This window comes from Mesorhizobium sp. Root157, from assembly GCF_001427385.1.
Lineage (GTDB): Bacteria > Pseudomonadota > Alphaproteobacteria > Rhizobiales > Rhizobiaceae > Mesorhizobium.
Map to the genome: position 1 here is coordinate 60,001 of NZ_LMGJ01000036.1, position 17,878 is coordinate 77,878.

Consider the following 17,878-nt stretch of genomic DNA (forward strand, 5'->3'; position numbering starts at 1 on the left):
GCTCCGGCTTCGGCGCCCGGCGGCATCCGATTCTGGGATATGTGCGCATGCACACCGGCGTCGACTGGTCGGCTCCCGTCGGCACGCCGATCATCGCGGCTGGCAACGGCGTCGTTGAAAAGGCCGGCTGGGCAGGCGGCTACGGCAAGCAAATCATGGTTCGCCACGCCAATGGCTACGAAACCTCGTACAATCACCAAAGCGCCTTCGCCAAGGGAATGGCTCCCGGCGTGCGCGTGCGCCAAGGCCAGGTCATCGGCTATCTCGGCCAGACGGGCCTCGCAACCGGCCCGCATCTTCACTACGAACTGATAGTCAATGGCACCAAGGTGAACCCGATGCGCGTCCGCTTGCCGGTCGGCAAGGTGTTGAAGGGTGACGAACTCATCACCTTCAAGCGCGAACGCGAGCGCATCGACGACCTGTTGAAGCAGGAAGAGAAAGATCAATTGAAGGTCGCCAGCGCCAGCAAGGCCGAAGGCTGATCGACGCGACCTGGCGATTCGCGTTCCCCTGCGAAAATTCATTCTTCTAGAGTGCGTCGCGATCTTTCGGATTCGCCGGCGCGCTCTAAGTACCTGTTTCTATGCATGGCGTTATCCCGAAACCGGCGCCCATTTTCGGGCAACATGCATTAAGGCTGGCGATCCTGCCACGGCCAGGCGCTGCCCGGCGTGCTGACCCAGGCGACAGCTGCCGAAATCAGGCACAGTCCAGCCGTCACCCAAGCCACCACCGCAAAGGCAAAATTGCTCGCGGCAATCCGGGCCATGTCGAGGCCTTGCCCGATAGTGCCGGCCACCGGCTCGCCAAAACCCGGAAAATCCGCAATCGCCTGCGGCCCGAGCGCCCAGGCATAGGCCCAGGCCGCGATCGACCCCATCGCCGCCACCGCCATAAGGCCGCCTATGCGCGAAACCGCGTTGTTGATTCCGGACGCAGCGCCCGTGTCGCTGTCTTCGACCGAGGTCATGACCGCCGTCGACAATGGCGACACCACCAGCGCCATGCCCAGCCCCATGATGACCATGAACGGAAAGATGCCCAGCCAGAAATGGCGGATGCCCATACCGACCGTTACAGCTGAACCGGCAAACGCCAGCCCGACCAGAAGGCTTCCCGCAGCAATCGGAAAACGCGGCCCGATCCGATCGGACAGGTTTCCCACTGGCCCCGACAGAACGGCGATCGCAGCCGAGAGCGGTGCGAACGTAAAGCCGACCACCGCGGTGCTCAGCCCCCAGCCGGCAATCAGCAGCATGGGCAGGTAGAACAGGACGGCGGATAACGCAAAATAGAGGAAGAAGGTGACGATGTTGGCACCCGAGAAAGCGCGATTGGCAAACAGGTAAAGTTCGATCATCGGCTGGCGCTGGCGTCGTTCCCACCAGATGAATGCGATGAGGACAAGAAACCCCGCCGCGACCGCAATCAGGCTTTGGCCGGCCGTCCCTGCCGGGCTTTCCCCGCTAACCGACGTCAGCCCGTAAGCCATCGCACCGAAGGCCACAGTTGCCAGCGCTGCCCCGCCGAGATCCAGCGACCGCTTTTCCGTCGGCACGTCGTTCGGTACTTTCGTCAACAACAGGAAGATCGCCAAGCCGCCCAAAGGCAGGTTGATGGCGAAGATGGCGCGCCAGATGCCATCGCCGAATGCCGACAGAACCAAGCCGCCAAGGATCGGGCCGAGCGCCGTGGTCAACGCCGAGGCAGCCGCCCAGATGCCAATCGCCCTGCCCCGCTCCTTCTTCGGATAAGCCTTGGCGATGATGGCGAGGCTGCATGGCACCATGATGGCCGCGCCGATGCCCTGAACGGCCCGACACAAAATGAGCACAGACGGATTCGGCGCGACGGCGCAGGCAAGAGATGCTGCAATGAAGAGAGCGATACCCGCTGCAAAGACGAACCGCAGCCCGAACCGGTCCCCTGCTGTTCCGCCGGCAAGAATGAGAGCCGACAAGGCGAGCGCATAGGCATTCGAAATCCACTGCGCCTCGACAAGGCTGGCGCCGAGATCGACGCGGATCGCCGGGATGGCGATGGCGAGAACGGAACCGTCAATGAACCCGAGCGCCGATGCCAGGATTGCTGAAATCAGTACGAACTTGCGCTGGCTCTGCGGGCAGAACGAGCGCTCTTGTCCCTGACCGTTCAGGGCGGCGGCTGTATCATTTGCCGAAGGCGCCGATTGCATCCGCCACGATTAGACCTTCGGCAGTCACGCGGCAATGCGGCGGCTTCCGATTCGCGGCACGGATCGACCTGGTCAGTCGACGAACTCCACGGTGACTCCGGGCTTCACCAGCTTCGCCAGTTCCGTCGCATCCCAATTGGTCAGGCGGATGCAGCCATGACTTTCGGTCTTGCCGATCTTGGACGGTTCCGGCGTGCCGTGAATGCCGTAGGTCGGCTTGTCGAGGGCGATCCAGATCGACCCGACCGGCCCGTTCGGACCAGGAGGAATGGTCAGGACCTTGTCGTTGTTGCCCTGCTTGAAATTGAGATTGGGATTGTAGGTATAGTTTGGGTTGACCGCGATACGTGAGATCGCGTGGATACCCGACGGCGATGGCGTATCTGTGGAGCCGATTGTTGCCGGATAGGCCGCGACCAGTTTGCCGTCCGCTCCATAGGCGCGCACCTGCTTCTTGGCCTTGTCGGCAAGAATTCTTGCCACGGGCTTGTTGACCAGCTTGCCGAAATTGGCGACCTTGATGATGGTGCCCGGCCGGTTGAAATTGAGACCGGGGTTGATCGCCTTCAGATAATTCTCGTCCATGTGGAAACGTTCGGCGATCGCCTCGGTCACGGAAGTGTAGGCCATGCGCTCCAGTTGCGCCTTCTGGCTGTAGTCTTCCGGAATGGAAGCGACGTAAGGGCCGGCGGCATCCTCGGGCGTGATGGTGTAGGATGCAAAGGCATCGCCGCCACTATTGGCAAGCGCTTCGGTGATGCCGACCGAATCCGTCGATTTCAGGTAATTACCGGTAATTTCGCGGTAAGCGGCGAGCGATTTGTCGACATTGGAACCGAAACGCCCGTCGATGACGCCAGGCGAGGCGCCGGCACGATCGAGCAGGACTTGTAGGGCGGCGACCTCCTCGCGCGCTCCGATCGATAGGGACGAATCGACCTTGCCGGAGACATTGGGGGCCGAGGCATTGGGGACGGCAGATTCCGTGAGACCCTCTTCCGGTTGCGCCGGCTGGATGGAAGCTTCCTCCAGAGGCCTGCGTTCGACCGGCGGCTGGCTTGTCACGCGAGGTTGCTCGCGCTCCGTCGCACCCGGATAGCCGTCATTGCCCGGCGCATCGGGAAACACGCCCTGGTCATATGGATCGTAATTGTCGACCGGCGGGGCGATAACGCGCCCCTCCTCTTCCAGTTGCCGTTGCCGCAACCGGGCCATGTCTTCCGGATCATCGAGATAGTAGCGATCTTCCCCGGCCGGTTCCTGGCCGAATTGCCGTGCCTGCTGGCGTCGCAACGCCCGCCGGTCCAGGCGCGTTTGTGGCGGTTGTATAGCCACGACCTCGCCGGTATTGGCGTCGACGATGACGCGGTTTCCACGGCCGTCATAATACACTTCGTAGTCGCCGTTCTGGGCAACGACAATGGCGCCGGCCTCGGCTGGGCGGTCGTTGTGCTGATCGCTCACGTTCTGCGAAGCCGCCGCACAGGTCGAAAAAAGCGCCGCAGCAACCGCTGAAAGCGAAAAGATCATGCGCAACATCTGGATCAGAACCTAGCTCTCCGGTGCATTTCGTGCCGCTCACCTCGAGCGGTTAAAGAATAGAGGTGCAACCGCGCCCCAAACCATTCATTCAAAATAAGGTTCCAACATGAACCGGGCATGAAGATGGCCGCATTGCTGCGGCCATCTTGTGTTGCATCGTCTGATTTCGCGGAGCTTACGCGGCCTTCTCCTCATCCTCGACCACTGTCGGCTTGGAGCGGAAGTTCAACCTGTCGGAACCGGCAGTCACCTTGACGGTCGAGCCATCGAGGATTTCGCCCATCAAGATCTTCTCCGCCAACGGATCCTGCAATTCCTTCTGCATGATGCGCTTAAGCGGGCGGGCGCCATAGGCGGGGTCGTAACCCTTGCCGGCAAGCCACTCGATCGCATCTGCATCGAGTTGAAGCTCGATCTTGCGGTCGGCCAACAGCGATTCCAGCCGCTTGAGTTGGATTTCAACGATATGGTCCATATCCTTGCGGTGCAGCCGATGGAAAAGCACGACTTCGTCTATGCGGTTGTAGAACTCCGGCTTGAATGACGCCTTGACGACGTCCATCACCTCGTTGCGAACGGCATCGACGTCCTGTTCCTCGCCGAGATTAACAAGATACTCGGCACCAAGGTTCGAGGTCATGATGATCAGCGTATTGCGGAAATCGACGGTGCGGCCCTGCCCGTCGGTCAGGCGGCCGTCGTCCAGAACCTGCAACAGCACGTTGAAGACATCCGGGTGCGCCTTCTCGATCTCGTCGAACAGAACCACCTGATAAGGTCGCCGACGCACCGCTTCAGTCAGCGCGCCGCCTTCCTCGTAACCGACATAGCCGGGAGGAGCGCCGATGAGGCGGGACACGGAATGCTTTTCCATGAACTCCGACATATCGATGCGCACCATCGCGCTCTCGTCATCGAACAGGAAGTTCGCGAGCGCCTTGGTGAGTTCCGTCTTGCCGACACCAGTGGGGCCAAGAAACATGAACGAACCGATCGGCCGGTTCGGGTCCTGCAAGCCGGCACGGGCACGGCGAACCGCTTTCGATACGGCCTGCACTGCCTCGCCCTGTCCGACAACGCGCTTGCCGATCTCGTCTTCCATGCGCAGGAGCTTGCCGCGCTCGCCTTCAAGCATCTTGTCGACGGGAATGCCGGTCCAGCGCGACACGATGTGGGCAACGTGATCAGGCGTGACCACTTCCTCGACCATGCCGCCCTGACCGTCGCGGGCTTCAGCTTCCTTCAACCGCTTTTCCAGTTCCGGGATCTTGCCATAGGCCAATTCGCCGGCGCGCTGGAACTCGCCCTTGCGCTGGGCAGTGGCCAGTTCGTTGCGCGCCTCTTCCAGTTCCTTCTTGAGGTCGGCGGCAAGACCGAGCTTCTGCTTCTCAGCCTGCCACTTCGAGGTCAGTGCAGTCGATTCTTCCTCAAGGCCGGCGAGTTCCTTTTCGAGCCGCACAAGCCGATCCTTCGAGCCCTCATCCTTCTCGACCTTCAGCGCCTCGCGCTCGATCTTGAGCTGCATGATGCGGCGGTCGACTTCGTCCAGCGCTTCAGGCTTCGAATCGACCTGCATGCGAAGCCGCGAGGCGGCCTCATCGACAAGATCGATGGCCTTGTCGGGCAGGAACCGGTCGGCGATGTAACGGTTGGAAAGCGTTGCGGCCGATACCAGCGCCGAATCGGAGATACGCACCTTGTGGTGCTGCTCGTACTTTTCCTTCAGGCCGCGCAGGATCGACACCGTGTCCTCGACGGTCGGCTCATCGACGAACACCGGCTGGAACCGGCGGGCAAGGGCGGCATCCTTTTCGACGTGCTTGCGATATTCTTCCAGCGTGGTTGCGCCAACGCAGTGCAGTTCGCCGCGCGCCAAAGCGGGCTTGAGCAGGTTCGACGCATCCATAGCGCCGTCGGCCTTGCCGGCACCGACCAGCGTATGCATCTCGTCAATGAACAGGATGATGCCGCCAGCCGCCGAAGTAACTTCCGACAGCACGGCCTTCAGCCGTTCCTCGAACTCGCCGCGATATTTGGCGCCCGCGATCAACGCGCCCATGTCGAGCGCCATCAACTGCTTGTCCTTGAGCGATTCCGGCACGTCGCCGTTGACGATGCGCAGCGCCAGGCCCTCGGCGATCGCTGTCTTGCCGACGCCGGGCTCGCCGATCAGCACGGGATTGTTCTTGGTGCGCCGCGACAGCACCTGGATGGTGCGGCGAATTTCGTCGTCGCGGCCGATAACCGGATCGAGCTTGCCCGCGCGAGCTTCGGCAGTAAGATCGCGGGCGTATTTCTTCAGCGCATCGTAGCCCTGCTCCGCACTCGCTGAATCGGCGGTGCGTCCCTTGCGCATATCGTTGATGACCTGATTGAGCGCCTGCGCCGTCACACCTGCCCTGGCAAGGATGTCAGCCGTCTTTGCCGACTTTTCCATGGCCAGCGCCTGCAAAAGCCGCTCGACGGTGACGAAGCTGTCGCCGGCCTTGGTCGCCAGTTCCTCGGCAGTCGAGAACACCTTGGCCAGCGGCTGCGCCAGATAGAGCTGGCCATTGCCGCCCTCCACCTTGGGCATCGCCTCAAGGGCTGCTTCGACGCCCAGCTTGGCGTCGCGCGCCCGCCCGCCTGCCCGCTCGATAAGCGAAGCAGCCAGGCCTTCATCGTCATCGACCAGAACTTTCAGGATATGCTCGGGCGTGAATTGCTGATGGTTGCGCGACAACGCCATGGTCTGCGCAGACTGGATGAAGCCGCGCACGCGCTCGGAATACTTCTCAAGATTCATACCTGTCTCCTTCCATCACCGGCCCGCTTTGCGGCACCGGATCAGCTTGCGGTGACGAACCCGCCGAAGGGCCGGGTCCAGTTCTGGACTGATATGGTACACGAACCCCGCCGCCTCAAGAAGCTTGAGGGCCAGCCATATCAAAATGTGGCCAGCCTCTAAGATAACACTGTAAAGCCCTCTCAAAGCAAAAACGGCGGGGATTTCTCCCCGCCGGATGCATTGCATGAATGGTTTCGAAATCAGGTTTCCGAAACCGCTGGCGCCGGTTCTCCGGCTCCAGTCTCAGTCTCCACTACATTGCCGTTCGCATCGTCGGCGCTCACGCGCGGGCGGCGCGGACGGCGTACGCGGCGTGGTGCAGCACTTTCCGCTGCGGCTTCGTTGAGTTCTGCCTTGGCGGCCAAAGCGGCAGGTCCAAGGTTCTCGACCGGCACCGACTCGACGGCAACCGGCTTGACTGGCTGGCTCTCTTCGCTCGGCGCCGCCGCTGACTGCGCCTCGCTTTGAGTGTTGTCCTGGTCATTGCGCGGGCGGAAATCGTTGCGCTGACCGTTCCGGCCATATTCGCTGTGACGACGATGCCGGCCGTTATTTTCGCGGCTGTCGCGATTGCCGCGGTCTTCACCAGTGCTGTCGGAATTGAGCGCGACTTCAGCAGGCGTCCCTTCGATCTCAGGCTGGGGGCCGGAACCGTTGGCCAAATCCTGGGCCTCGCCGCCATTCGCGTTTCCTTCGAAATCGTCGCGATCTTCCTCGCCGTCGTCATCGAAGTCGTCACGGGACTGCTGGGTGTGCTGGATCGGCATCTGCGCCTGGGCGGCGGCAATGATGCGGTTATAATGTTCGGCGTGCTGGAGATAGTTCTCCGCCATCACCCTGTCGCCGGAACTCATCGCATCACGGGCGAGCGTGGCGTATTTTTCGGCAATCTGCTGTGCGGAGCCACGAATTTTGACGTCCGGGCCATTGCTCTCGTAGTTGCGGTTGAGAGGATTGGGCCCCTTGCGATTGTTGTTGTTGTTATTGTTGTTGTTGCCGCCGCTATTGTTGCGACCGCGCATGCGTCTGTTCTGCTGTTGTGGCCTCATCAGACTCTCTTCAGTTGGATATTTTGAAAAACCCATCGCGAAAGGCGGCGCTCATGCAGCCAGCCGTCTCGTCATCCCGCCGGTGTTCGCCCGCATCGATTGCGTTGGCGCCACGTGCCATCCTGTTCTGGTCACATAACACTTGCCGGATGATTCCCGCACGAAGCTCAAGCGTCATTTGCACAAGAGGGCAGCTATTTCCAAGGAAACCGAATCGCTAGGAGCACTGCCTGCTTCGTCTCATCCGGTTGCCGCGACCCTATATATATTCCCAACCCTTGCCAAGCTTTATTTCGTTGCGCCCATAAGCCTTTTACCGATGGGCAAACACCAGAACCCGATCATTTCCGGCCAGATCGGCCAGCGCATGAAGCACGGCAAAACCGGCCTGCTCGAATATGTGGATCACATCGAACCTCTGCGTGCTGCCCATTTCGACTGCAACGACGCCACCTTCTTCCAGATGGGCAGCACTCTGCGTCGCGATGATACGATAAGCCTCAAGCCCATCGGCTCCGCCATCAAGGGCGCGAAGCGGATCAAAGGCACGAACTTCCTTTTGCAAGGTTCCGATTTCGTCGGACCTTATATAGGGAGGGTTCGAGGCGATTACATGATATCGTCCGGAAATACCTGCCAGCCAATCGGACTTGACGGCAGTGAACCGGTCCGACAGGCCGAGCGAGCGGGCGTTCGATGCAGCCGTCGCCAGCGCATCTTCGGAAATGTCGGTTCCAGTCGCCTCCGCTCGCGATTCGGCACTCAAAAGCGCCAGCGCAATGGCGCCGGTCCCCGTGCCAAGGTCGAGAATGCGGCACTTGCCCCCACGCGCCGCGACCATTCTCACAATAGGCAGCAAGGCATCGACCAGCGTTTCCGTGTCCGGTCGCGGCTCCAGCGTTTCGGACGAGAGCGCCAGATGCAGGCCATAGAATTCGCGAAACCCGAGGATACGGTGAACCGGCTCGCCTGCTGCCCGCCTCTCCAGCGCCGCCTCGATTGCCGCAACGGCGTCCGCCTCCACCACGCGGCTGGGATCGGCGATTGCGTCCGTCCGCCCGGTGCCGGAAATATGTTCGACCAGAAGCCGCGCATCCAGAGCAGGGTCGTCCACGCCGGCAACGACCAGGCGAGCGCGCGCAGCGCGGTGGATCGCCGCCAATGTCGCCGCAACGTTTACGGGCGGCAACACAGCCTCAGCCCTCGGAAATATCGGCCAGCAGCCTGGATTGGTGATCGGCGATCAAGGCATCGACGATTTCGTCCAGTTCGCCCATCATCACCCGATCGAGCTTGTAGAGCGTCAGGTTGATGCGATGGTCGGTCACCCGTCCCTGGGGGAAATTATAGGTGCGGATACGCTCTGACCGGTCGCCTGATCCAACCTGCGATTTTCGCGACGAGGAGCGCTCTTCGTCGGCGCGGCTGCGCTCGAGGTCGTAAAGCCTGGCGCGTAAAATCTGCATGGCGCGCGCCCGGTTCTGGTGCTGCGATTTTTCCGCCTGCACCACCATGATGCCGGTCGGCAGATGGGTGATGCGCACCGCCGAATCGGTGGTGTTGACGTGCTGACCGCCGGAACCGGAGGCGCGCATCGTATCGATGCGGATATCCTCCGACCTGATTTCGATGTCCACTTCTTCCGCCTCAGGCAAAACCGCAACGGTAGCCGCCGACGTATGGATACGCCCTTGCGCTTCCGTTGCCGGCACGCGCTGCACCCGATGCACGCCCGATTCGAACTTCAGATGCGCAAACACGCCCCTACCCGAGATGGTGGCGATGATTTCCTTGAAGCCGCCAGCATCACCATCGCTGGCCGAGGCCGTTTCAAACCGCCAGCCGCGCTCGGCGGCGTAGCGCTCATACATGCGGAAAAGATCGCCGGCAAACAAGGCCGCCTCGTCGCCGCCGGTGCCGGCGCGGATTTCCAGGATGGCATTCTTTTCATCGGCGGCATCCTTGGGCAAAAGCAGAATCTGGATATCCTGCTGCAACGCCTCGATCCGCTCCTCGACATCCGGCAAATCCGCCTCGGCCAGCGCCCGCATCTCGGCGTCGGTGCCCTTGTCGGCAAGCATCGCCTCGAGGTCGGCCTGTTCGTGCTCGGCCGCGCGCAACGCCCTGATCCTAGCGACAAGATCCTGGATATCGGCATATTCGGACGCCATTTTGACATAGGCGTCAGCTGCCGGCCCGGCCGCCATCTGCGCTTCGAGCATCTCGAAACGCTTGACGACCTGATCCATGCGGTCACGAGGAAGATTGGCCATGATTTCCAGACGCGGCTAGATAAATCTCAAAGCGGGATCGAACGGTCGTCGGCGAACGCCTGCAACAGTGCCCGCATCGGTATGCCGTTTGCCGGCGCCTGCAGGTTGTCGTCGAAGAAGGCTTCGAGTTCCGCCACCGGAAGTTCGCACAACATCGCCTTGACCGGGCCGATCGAGGCTGGCGACATGGAAATCGAGCGGAAGCCGACGCCGATCAGCGCCATGGCCGAGATCGGCTTGCCGGCCAGTTCGCCACACAAGGTCACCGGGGTATGGTTGCGCCGGCTGGCGTCTGCGATCTGCTTCAGCACGCGCAGGAACGGCACCGACAATGGATCGAAGCGGTCCGACACCAGGGTGTTGCCGCGATCGACGGCCATTACGAACTGGAACAGGTCGTTGGACCCGACCGAGACGAAATCGACCGACCTCATGAGATCGTCGAGCTGGAACAGGAGCGACGGCACCTCCAGCATGGCGCCTAGCTTGAGGCTGGTTGGCAAAAGGTGGGCGAAGCGTGACAGGTGGCGAACCTCGCGATCGATGATTTCGCGCGCCTGGACAATCTCGCCGAGTTCGGTGACCATCGGCAGCATCAGCTTCAGTTCGCGCCCGCCGGCAGCCTTCAGCAAGGCCCGTATCTGCGTTCTCAAAAGACCCGGGCGATCCAGCGTGAGACGGATCGCCCGCCAGCCAAGTGCGGGATTTTCCTCCTGCACGGTGTTCTTGAAATACGGCAGCACCTTGTCGCCGCCGATATCGATGGTGCGGAAGGTGACCGGCTTGCCACGCGCAGCTTCGAGCACGTCGCGATAGAGCTCTTCCTGGGCTTCGGCACGCGGGAAGGTCGACGCCACCATGAACTGCAGTTCGGTGCGGAACAGGCCGATGCCGCCGGCGCCCGATTCGGCCAGTTGCGGCAGATCGACCATCAGCCCGGCGTTCATCAGGAGATCGACCTGCACGCCGTCCGTTGAGACGGAAGGCTTGTTGCGCAGTTCGCGATAGAGTTCCTGCCGCCGCGCCCTGAAACGCACCTTCTCGGCATAGGCCTTCTCGAGGTCGGATTGCGGCCGAAGATGGACCGTGCCTTCCTCTCCGTCGACGATAACGGCATCGCCGTTCTCAGCCATGGAGACAGCGCCCTTGACCTGTCCGGCCACCGGTATGCCCATGGCACGCGCCACGATCACCACATGGCTGGTCGCGGTTCCGTCCTCCAGAACCAGGCCTCGCAGCTTGTCGCGCGGGTAGTCGAGCAATTCGGCCGCGCCCATGGAGCGGGCCACGATGATGGCGTCCTTGGGCAAGGACGTCGCCACATCGTCCGGTCCGCGTCCCATCAACTGGCGCAGCAGCCTGTTGGCGAGGTCGTCGAAATCGCTCATCCGCTCGCGCAGATACGGATCGGTCATGTGGAGCATGCGGGCGCGCATGTCGCTTTGCACTTTTTCCACCGCCGCTTCGGCAGTCAGGCCGTTGCTAATCGCCTCCTCCAGCCGGCGCACCCAGCCGCGGTCGTTGGCAAACATGCGATAGGCTTCCAGGACTTCGCGATGTTCGCCTTCGAAGGCGACGTCGCGGCGCTCGAGCATGTCGTCGATGGAAAGCCTCAGCGAGCCGAGCGCACCGGCCAGGCGGCGCACCTCGTCTTCGCTGTCTTCGTTGAACAGGTTCGTGACGACGATGCGGGGTTCGTGCAGCACCACATGGCCAAGCCCGATTCCTTCGTTGAAGGAAACGCCTGCAAAGCTGGCCGGCCGCTTGAGATCGAGTTCGAGGCCGGGCCGTGTCAGACGGGCAAGGTCGCCGGTGGCGATCATTTCCGCGATCACCATCGCGGTGGTTTCCAGCGCCTCGACTTCGTCGTCGCGGTAGGTGCGCATGGTCTTGTTCTGGACAACCAGTACGCCAAGGGTGCGGCCGGCCCTCAGCAACGGCACGCCAAGGAAGGAGGAGTAAATCTCCTCCCCTGTTTCCGGAAGATAGGCGAAGGCTGGATGTTCCTGTGCATTGGAGAGATTGAGCGGGCGCGCGCTGGCGGCGATCGTGCCGACAAGGCCCTGGCCGAGCCGCAGTTGCGCCATGTGCACGGCGTTCGGGTTAAGACCCTCTGTGGCATAGAGTTCGAGCATGGAGTCGGAACGCAGCACATAGAGCGAGCAAACCTCGGCCACCATGTTGGAGGCGATGTCGCGCACGATCCGGTCAAGCCTCTCCTGCGGCTCAAGCGGCTCTTGCATGAGCTCGCGGAGCCGTTTCAGCAAAACGCGTGGGCCAACGGCCGTTTCACGCATCGAGGCATGTTCTCCAATGGCTTTCGCCCAGTGAGCACTGCTGCTCACCGGCGTTCAACGCAACAACCGACTCTTGACGCCCTTTATTGCCTATCTAGACCGTATACGGAATGGAGAGTGCGAACTGCAAGCTCTGTATAAGGTCCGTCGATCAGGATCGAGATCTTGATCTCCGATGTCGTGATGGCGCGGATGTTGATCGACTTTTCCGATAGAGCCTTGAACGCCGTTGCCGCGACGCCGGTGTGGCTGCGCATTCCGATGCCGATGACAGACACCTTCGACATGCCGTCGTCATGCTGGACAGCGTCGAACCCGACCGTTTCCTTGACCTTTTCCAGAACTGCCAGCGCCTTGCCGACATCGCCGGAAGGCACCGTGAAGGTCATGTCGGTCGACTTGCCGTCTTCCGAGATATTCTGGACGATCATGTCCACATTGATGCCGGCTTCGGCCAGCGGGCCGAAAATGCCGGCGGCAACGCCCGGCCGGTCGGCGACCCGGCGCAATGAAATCTGTGCCTCATCCTTGGCGTAGGCGATTCCGGTGACGACCTGCTGTTCCACGATTTCTTCCTCGTCGCAAATAAGCGTTCCGGGCGGGTTGATCGGATCTCCCATGCCGGGCGCGTCCGGGTCTGCAAATGACGACCGCACGAAGGTACGCACCTTGTGCACCATGGCAAGCTCGACCGAGCGGACCTGCAGCACCTTGGCGCCGAGCGAAGCCATTTCGAGCATTTCCTCAAACGAGATCTTCGCCAGCCGCCGCGCCTTCGGCTCGACGCGCGGGTCCGTCGTATAGACGCCGTCGACATCGGTATAGATATCACAGCGGTCGGCCTTCACGGCTGCCGCAATGGCAACGGCGCTGGTATCGGAACCGCCCCGGCCCAGCGTCGCAATGCGGTTGTCGGGGCTGATGCCCTGAAAACCGGCAACCACCGCAACCTGCCCCTCGCCGAACCGCTTGATCAGGAAAGACCCGTCGATGTCGGTGATGCGGGCAGCGCCATGGGCGTTGTCGGTCTTGATCGGGATTTGCCAGCCCTGCCAGGAGCGGGCATGCACACCCATGTTCTGCAAGGTGATGGCAAGAAGCCCGGCAGTGACCTGCTCACCGGAGGCGACCACCGCGTCGTATTCGCGCGCATCGTGCATGGGCGACGCTTCGCGTGTCCATGCGACAAGTTCATTGGTTTTGCCGGCCATGGCCGAAACCACCACGGCAACGTCGTGGCCGGCATCGACCTCGCGTTTGACATGGCGCGCAACATTGCGGATGCGGGCGATGTCGGCGACCGAAGTCCCGCCGAATTTCATCACGATACGCGCCATGGGAGCGGAATGCCTTTGGATACTCGACCGAGCTGGCCGAAAACGACTTTATTGAGCGTCCAAGATGTCTGAACGCCGATGCGCGGCCTCCTTAGCCAAAACGGCCAATGTGTGCAAGCGACAGGAGACCGCGCCTTGAGGTCTGACAAATTGTTGCCTTGACATTCGTCGCCCCGCGCACGACTTCCTATGACTTCCACGGAGATCAGGACATGCCCGACACCCGACGGTCAACCATCGATGCCGGTGAAGTGGAGCGCTTCTCGGCGCTTGCCGCGGAATGGTGGAACCCAAACGGCAAATTCCGCCCCCTGCACAAATTCAACCCCGTTCGCCTTGCCTATATTCGCGACCAGGTGGCTCAGCGCTTCGGCCGTGATCCGCGCGAGGCACGGCCGTTCGAAGGCCTGCGCATCCTCGATATCGGTTGCGGCGGCGGGTTGCTGTGCGAGCCGATGGCTCGGCTGGGAGCCGAAATTGTCGGTGCGGACGCATCATCCACCAACATCGAGGTCGCCAGGCTGCACGCCTCGGACTCCGGCGTCGAGGTCGACTATCGCGCAACGACGGCGGAAGACCTCGCCGAGGCCGGTGAAAAATTCGACGTGATCCTCAACATGGAAGTCGTCGAACATGTCTCCGACATCGACCTTTTCGTTGGAAAATGCGGTGAAATGGTCAAGCCGGGCGGGATCATGTTCGTCGCCACGATCAACCGGACGCTGAAGGCGCTTGGCCTTGCCATCATCGGGGCCGAATACGTGCTGCGCTGGCTGCCGCGCGGCACTCACCAGTTCGGCAAGCTGGTGCGTCCGGAGGAACTGGAACGCGCGCTCACCAGCGCCAGCCTTGCCATTACGGATCGCACCGGCGTCACCTACAATCCGCTTGCCGACCGCTGGCAGCGCTCGAAGGACATGGACGTCAACTACATGGTGCTGGCCGAGAAAGCGGCGGCCTGACCGTTATTACGGCCCGGTTTCCTGGCGCTGCGCCCTGGTGGTGACAATGACCCCAAGCGTGATGATCACGGCTCCCGTCCAGGTCAGCCACTGATAGTGCTCGCCGAGAAAGAAAAGGCCGGAGAAAAGGCCGATTGCGGCGGCCACATAGCCGATCTGGCTGAGATAGACCGGGCCCCCGACGGCTTGCAGCCGGAAGAAAAAGACAAACATGGCCGAGGCAGACGCGATCTGGGCCGCGGTGATGGCGGGCACTGCCCCCAATTGGCCGAATGGCTCGCCCCCTTGCACAACAAGGACTGCCGCAAGCAGCATGATCGCCGCCGCCAGATGGCTGCCGACGGCAAGTTCGATCGGGCCGGTTTCGCCGGGCCAGTCCCAGGTCCGGTAGATGTTGCCGACAGCGAGGCTCACCGGGATCATAAGCCCGGCCGCTACCCACAGCGGGTCGGCCGGCTGGCCCGCCTCGCCGCGCGTTACCGCCACCATGACGGCACCTGAAAAGCCGACAACTATGCCAACGACACCGAGCAGGTTGGGCCGTCTTACCCCAAGCAGGATCGAAAACATCAAGGTAATGACCGGCGACAGGGTGAACATGATGCCGGTGTAGCCGGCCCCGAGATGCCTGATCGCCGAGAACATCAAGAGATTGGGTAGAGCATAGGAAACGGCTGCCGTTACCGCAAAATAGCGCAGCTTGTGGGCATCAAGCCGGATCGGCTTGCGGCGCAGCAGCAGCGAGATCAAGAGGACGCTCCCCGCCCCGGCCGAAATCACGAAGGCCCAGACGATGCCCTCGACGCCTGCATCGGTGGCCAACTTCCCGAACGGAAGCGACAGACCAAGCAACGCGCCCGTGATCACCAGCAATCCCGGTGCCGAAGCCCAGATAGGGTTCATGGATTATCCCGACGTTTCGGTGTGTATTTGGCGCAAACGCAGTGTCGCGCGAATAAGCCAGTCGACGCCAAAGGAGAGGGTCAGTTCTGGTCGTCGGGGAAAACCGGCACCGGCATGAACTCCACGCCGTCTTCTACCAGGGCCTTTGCATCATCGAGCGTCGCCTCGCCATAGATGCCGCGCTTATCGGCTTCACCGAAATGGATCTTGCGCGCCTCCTCGGCGAACTTGTCACCGACGTAATCGGCATTGGCGCGGATCTTGTCGGCCATGGCCTTCATCTGCGCCATCATGCGGCGCTGGTCCTCTCCCATGGCAAGGGCGACCTTCTCCTTCTTGCCGCCTGTCGAGACCGCCGGCGCCATCAGCGCCTTCTCGATCTTGTGCGAACCGCAGGCTGGACAATCAACGAAACCGCGTTTCTTTTGTGCTTCGAAGTCATCGCTGGAGCGGAACCAGGCTTCGAACTCGTGCTCGCTGTCGCAGACGAGGGAAAAGCGGATCAAGACGCCGCCCCTTTCAGGTTCACGTCCCCGGACGCAAGTTTGACCGAGAATTCGCGCGCGTTCTTCAGGTTGGGTATCTTGCGCCGCGCCGCTGCCGATTGGGACGGATCGATCTCGGCAACGACCACTCCAGGTTCGTTGTGATCCGCCTCGGCAAGAACCCGGCCCCACGGATCGACGATCAGCGAATGCCCGTAGGTTTCGCGGCCGTCCTCGTGCAGTCCGCCTTGCGCGGCGGCAACGACGAATGCGCCGTTCTCGATGGCGCGGGCGCGCAGCAGCACATGCCAGTGCGCCTCGCCAGTCTGGCGCGTGAAGGCTGCTGGAACCGACAGGATTTCGGCACCGGCAAGCGCCTCCGACCTGAAAAGCTGCGGAAAGCGCAGATCATAGCACACGGCGAAGCCCAGCTTCGCGCCGTTCACTTCAGAAACTACAGCTTGGGCGCCGGGTTCGTAAGCAGCCGATTCGCGCCAGCTTTCGCCATTGTCGAGATCGACATCGAACATGTGGATCTTGTCATAGGAGGCCAGCGTCTTGCCTTCCGGCGAAAACAACAGCGCACGATTGGCGATCTTGCCGTCTGCACGCAGGATCGCAGTCGAGCCGATGTGCAGGAAAATACCGAGTTCGCTGGCCAGTTTGCGGGCGGTGGCAACGATGATGTCGCGATCCTCTGCAACGAACAACGCCGCGCGCGCCTCCTTGTCGCGCAGCAATGCGCCGGTCATCTCAGGCGTCTGGATGTAGGTAGCACCTTGCGCCACCGCATCTCGAACAAGCCGCTCCATATCGATCGCGTTGCGTTCCGGGCTCGTTCCTGAACGCATCTGAACTGCTGCAGCCTTGAAAACACTCATATCCTGACCTCAAACAAACGTGCCGTTGGCGAGCAGTGTATCAAGCCTGCCTTCCGCTTCCAACGCGTGCAGGTCATCGCAGCCGCCGACATGCGTCGAGCCGATGAATATCTGCGGAAAAGTCGTGTGCCCATTGGCGCGCGCCATCATCTCCCGGCGCAACTCCGGCGAGAACGAGGCGTCGTGCTCGGTAAACGCAATGCCCTTCTTTTCGAGCAGCCGCTTGGCTGCCGAACAATAACCACACATTGCGCGCGTATAGATCGTCACGTCGACCATGGGTCAACAATCCTGTCTTTTGTTACGACGCTTATATAGGCGTTGTTTCGTCGGCTCGGAAGTCCTCAGGCAGGACCCGCGCAAAAGTGAGGACGTCGACGGCGGCGGCGCCGCCCTTTCTCAGCGCCCTGGTGGCGGCGGCAACGGTAGCCCCTGTGGTATAGACATCGTCGATCAACAGCACCCGCCGGCCGGCGACCGCGATTTCTGCCTCCGGTGGGACGCGAAAGGCGCGATGCACGTTGTCTTCCCGCTCCTTGCGTTGCAGGCCGACTTGTTGGCGTGTCAACTTCACGCGTTTCAAGGCGGAAGGCGCAAGCGGCACGCTGCTCTGCCTTGATATGGCACGGCCGAGTTCGGCCGACTGGTTGAACGTGCGCCTGAAGAAGCGCCGCCAATGCAGCGGCACCGGCACGATCACGTCGGCGTCTGCAATAAGCTCGCTGCCTGCCCGCACCATCCACCTGGCCATCCAGGGCGCTAGATCGGTGCGGTCGTGATATTTCAGGCCCTGCACCATATCGCGGGCGACGCCGCCATAGGCGACAGCGGCACGCGCCCGCTCGAATGGAGGCGGATCGGCGATCGCCTCTGCCGAAAGAAACCCGTCGCCCATTTCATGCACGAACGGCGTGCCCATCACCGGGCACCAGGGCCGCTCAAGAAGCTTGAGCCTCGACCAGCAGGCGCCGCAAAGCACACCAGGCTCCAGCACATGTCTGCGGCACCCGGCGCAAATCGGAGGAAACAGGATTCGCACCGGCCACTTCAGAACCGTATGAGCAAAACTCTTGATCTCAGCCATCTAATCGGCCACGTGACTTGGGTAACGGCTCACCCTACAGC

Annotated in this window: 15 protein-coding genes (1 of these 15 cut by a window edge); 2 read left to right on the plus strand and 13 right to left on the minus strand. The window is 61.7% G+C overall.

The window, feature by feature from the left end:
• On the plus strand, nucleotides 1-485 hold the 3' portion of the coding sequence (locus ASD64_RS17880) for a M23 family metallopeptidase (RefSeq protein ID WP_056107790.1). It extends 1,483 nt beyond the left edge of the window; only the last 485 of its 1,968 coding nucleotides appear in the window; its start codon lies off the left edge, out of view; its stop codon occupies nucleotides 483-485.
• A gap of 149 nt (nucleotides 486-634) precedes the next feature.
• Here the strand turns inward: ASD64_RS17880 and ASD64_RS17885 are convergent, their stop codons facing one another.
• The 8 genes from ASD64_RS17885 to ASD64_RS17925 all read right to left on the minus strand — a co-directional run bounded on the left by ASD64_RS17885 (nucleotide 635) and on the right by ASD64_RS17925 (nucleotide 13,522).
• Nucleotides 635-2,197, minus strand: a complete 1,563-nt coding sequence (locus ASD64_RS17885) for an MFS transporter (protein WP_082550042.1) — start codon at nucleotides 2,195-2,197, stop codon at nucleotides 635-637.
• Nucleotides 2,198-2,269: 72 nt separating this feature from the next.
• Nucleotides 2,270-3,736 carry a L,D-transpeptidase family protein gene (locus ASD64_RS17890; RefSeq protein WP_056107793.1) on the minus strand — a complete coding sequence of 489 codons (1,467 nt, stop codon included), beginning with the start codon at nucleotides 3,734-3,736 and terminating at the stop codon, nucleotides 2,270-2,272.
• A 178-nt stretch (nucleotides 3,737-3,914) separates the two neighbouring features.
• On the minus strand, nucleotides 3,915-6,524 hold the full coding sequence (gene clpB / locus ASD64_RS17895) for an ATP-dependent chaperone ClpB (RefSeq protein WP_056107796.1): 2,610 nt from the start codon (nucleotides 6,522-6,524) through the stop codon (nucleotides 3,915-3,917).
• Nucleotides 6,525-6,766: 242 nt separating this feature from the next.
• Nucleotides 6,767-7,615 carry a DUF4167 domain-containing protein gene (locus ASD64_RS17905; RefSeq protein WP_056107801.1) on the minus strand — a complete coding sequence of 283 codons (849 nt, stop codon included), beginning with the start codon at nucleotides 7,613-7,615 and terminating at the stop codon, nucleotides 6,767-6,769.
• 313 nt (nucleotides 7,616-7,928) lie between these two features.
• Nucleotides 7,929-8,804 (minus strand): peptide chain release factor N(5)-glutamine methyltransferase, encoded by an 876-nt coding sequence (gene prmC, locus ASD64_RS17910; protein WP_156460211.1) that lies wholly within the window; start codon nucleotides 8,802-8,804, stop codon nucleotides 7,929-7,931.
• A 7-nt stretch (nucleotides 8,805-8,811) separates the two neighbouring features.
• Nucleotides 8,812-9,888 (minus strand): peptide chain release factor 1, encoded by a 1,077-nt coding sequence (prfA, locus tag ASD64_RS17915; RefSeq protein ID WP_056107807.1) that lies wholly within the window; start codon nucleotides 9,886-9,888, stop codon nucleotides 8,812-8,814.
• Between the two features lie 26 nt (nucleotides 9,889-9,914).
• Nucleotides 9,915-12,185, minus strand: coding sequence for a phosphoenolpyruvate--protein phosphotransferase (ptsP, locus tag ASD64_RS17920; RefSeq protein ID WP_056107810.1), 2,271 nt, complete (start codon nucleotides 12,183-12,185; stop codon nucleotides 9,915-9,917).
• Between the two features lie 83 nt (nucleotides 12,186-12,268).
• The gene (locus ASD64_RS17925; protein WP_056107813.1) at nucleotides 12,269-13,522 is read right to left on the minus strand and encodes an aspartate kinase; all 1,254 of its coding nucleotides are present in this window, start codon (nucleotides 13,520-13,522) and stop codon (nucleotides 12,269-12,271) included.
• Nucleotides 13,523-13,734: 212 nt separating this feature from the next.
• Here ASD64_RS17925 and ubiG point away from each other — a divergent pair, with 212 nt between their 5' ends.
• Nucleotides 13,735-14,484 (plus strand): bifunctional 2-polyprenyl-6-hydroxyphenol methylase/3-demethylubiquinol 3-O-methyltransferase UbiG, encoded by a 750-nt coding sequence (gene ubiG / locus ASD64_RS17930; RefSeq protein ID WP_056108109.1) that lies wholly within the window; start codon nucleotides 13,735-13,737, stop codon nucleotides 14,482-14,484.
• Nucleotides 14,485-14,490: 6 nt separating this feature from the next.
• Here ubiG and ASD64_RS17935 read toward each other — a convergent pair whose 3' ends face one another.
• From ASD64_RS17935 to ASD64_RS17955, 5 genes are all read right to left on the minus strand, one after another.
• A complete protein-coding gene (locus ASD64_RS17935) occupies nucleotides 14,491-15,387 on the minus strand; it encodes a DMT family transporter (RefSeq protein ID WP_056107817.1) in 897 nt (298 codons plus the stop codon).
• A gap of 80 nt (nucleotides 15,388-15,467) precedes the next feature.
• Nucleotides 15,468-15,893 (minus strand): DUF1178 family protein, encoded by a 426-nt coding sequence (locus ASD64_RS17940; RefSeq protein ID WP_056107819.1) that lies wholly within the window; start codon nucleotides 15,891-15,893, stop codon nucleotides 15,468-15,470.
• Nucleotides 15,890-16,753, minus strand: a complete 864-nt coding sequence (locus ASD64_RS17945; RefSeq protein WP_056107822.1) for a carbon-nitrogen hydrolase family protein — start codon at nucleotides 16,751-16,753, stop codon at nucleotides 15,890-15,892. Before ASD64_RS17945 ends, ASD64_RS17940 begins: the two co-directional genes overlap by 4 nt.
• Nucleotides 16,754-16,762: 9 nt before the next feature.
• A complete protein-coding gene (gene grxC, locus ASD64_RS17950; RefSeq protein WP_056107824.1) occupies nucleotides 16,763-17,032 on the minus strand; it encodes a glutaredoxin 3 in 270 nt (89 codons plus the stop codon).
• A gap of 31 nt (nucleotides 17,033-17,063) precedes the next feature.
• Complete coding sequence (locus ASD64_RS17955; protein ID WP_056107827.1) at nucleotides 17,064-17,837, minus strand: ComF family protein; 774 nt, start codon at nucleotides 17,835-17,837, stop codon at nucleotides 17,064-17,066.
• Between the last annotated feature and the right edge of the window lie 41 nt (nucleotides 17,838-17,878).

Bases quoted from the DNA above. Each gene is read 5' to 3' on its own strand.
- ASD64_RS17885 (WP_082550042.1), bottom strand. From the start codon at position 2,197: ATGCAATCGGCGCCTTCGGCAAATGATACAGCCGCCGCCCTGAACGGT.
- ASD64_RS17890 (WP_056107793.1), bottom strand. From the start codon at position 3,736: ATGTTGCGCATGATCTTTTCGCTTTCAGCGGTTGCTGCGGCGCTTTTT.
- clpB (WP_056107796.1), bottom strand. From the start codon at position 6,524: ATGAATCTTGAGAAGTATTCCGAGCGCGTGCGCGGCTTCATCCAGTCT.
- ASD64_RS17905 (WP_056107801.1), bottom strand. From the start codon at position 7,615: ATGAGGCCACAACAGCAGAACAGACGCATGCGCGGTCGCAACAATAGC.
- prfA (WP_056107807.1), bottom strand. From the start codon at position 9,888: ATGGCCAATCTTCCTCGTGACCGCATGGATCAGGTCGTCAAGCGTTTC.
- ptsP (WP_056107810.1), bottom strand. From the start codon at position 12,185: ATGCGTGAAACGGCCGTTGGCCCACGCGTTTTGCTGAAACGGCTCCGC.
- ASD64_RS17925 (WP_056107813.1), bottom strand. From the start codon at position 13,522: ATGGCGCGTATCGTGATGAAATTCGGCGGGACTTCGGTCGCCGACATC.
- ubiG (WP_056108109.1), top strand. From the start codon at position 13,735: ATGCCCGACACCCGACGGTCAACCATCGATGCCGGTGAAGTGGAGCGC.
- ASD64_RS17935 (WP_056107817.1), bottom strand. From the start codon at position 15,387: ATGAACCCTATCTGGGCTTCGGCACCGGGATTGCTGGTGATCACGGGC.
- ASD64_RS17945 (WP_056107822.1), bottom strand. From the start codon at position 16,753: ATGAGTGTTTTCAAGGCTGCAGCAGTTCAGATGCGTTCAGGAACGAGC.
- grxC (WP_056107824.1), bottom strand. From the start codon at position 17,032: ATGGTCGACGTGACGATCTATACGCGCGCAATGTGTGGTTATTGTTCG.
- ASD64_RS17955 (WP_056107827.1), bottom strand. From the start codon at position 17,837: ATGGCTGAGATCAAGAGTTTTGCTCATACGGTTCTGAAGTGGCCGGTG.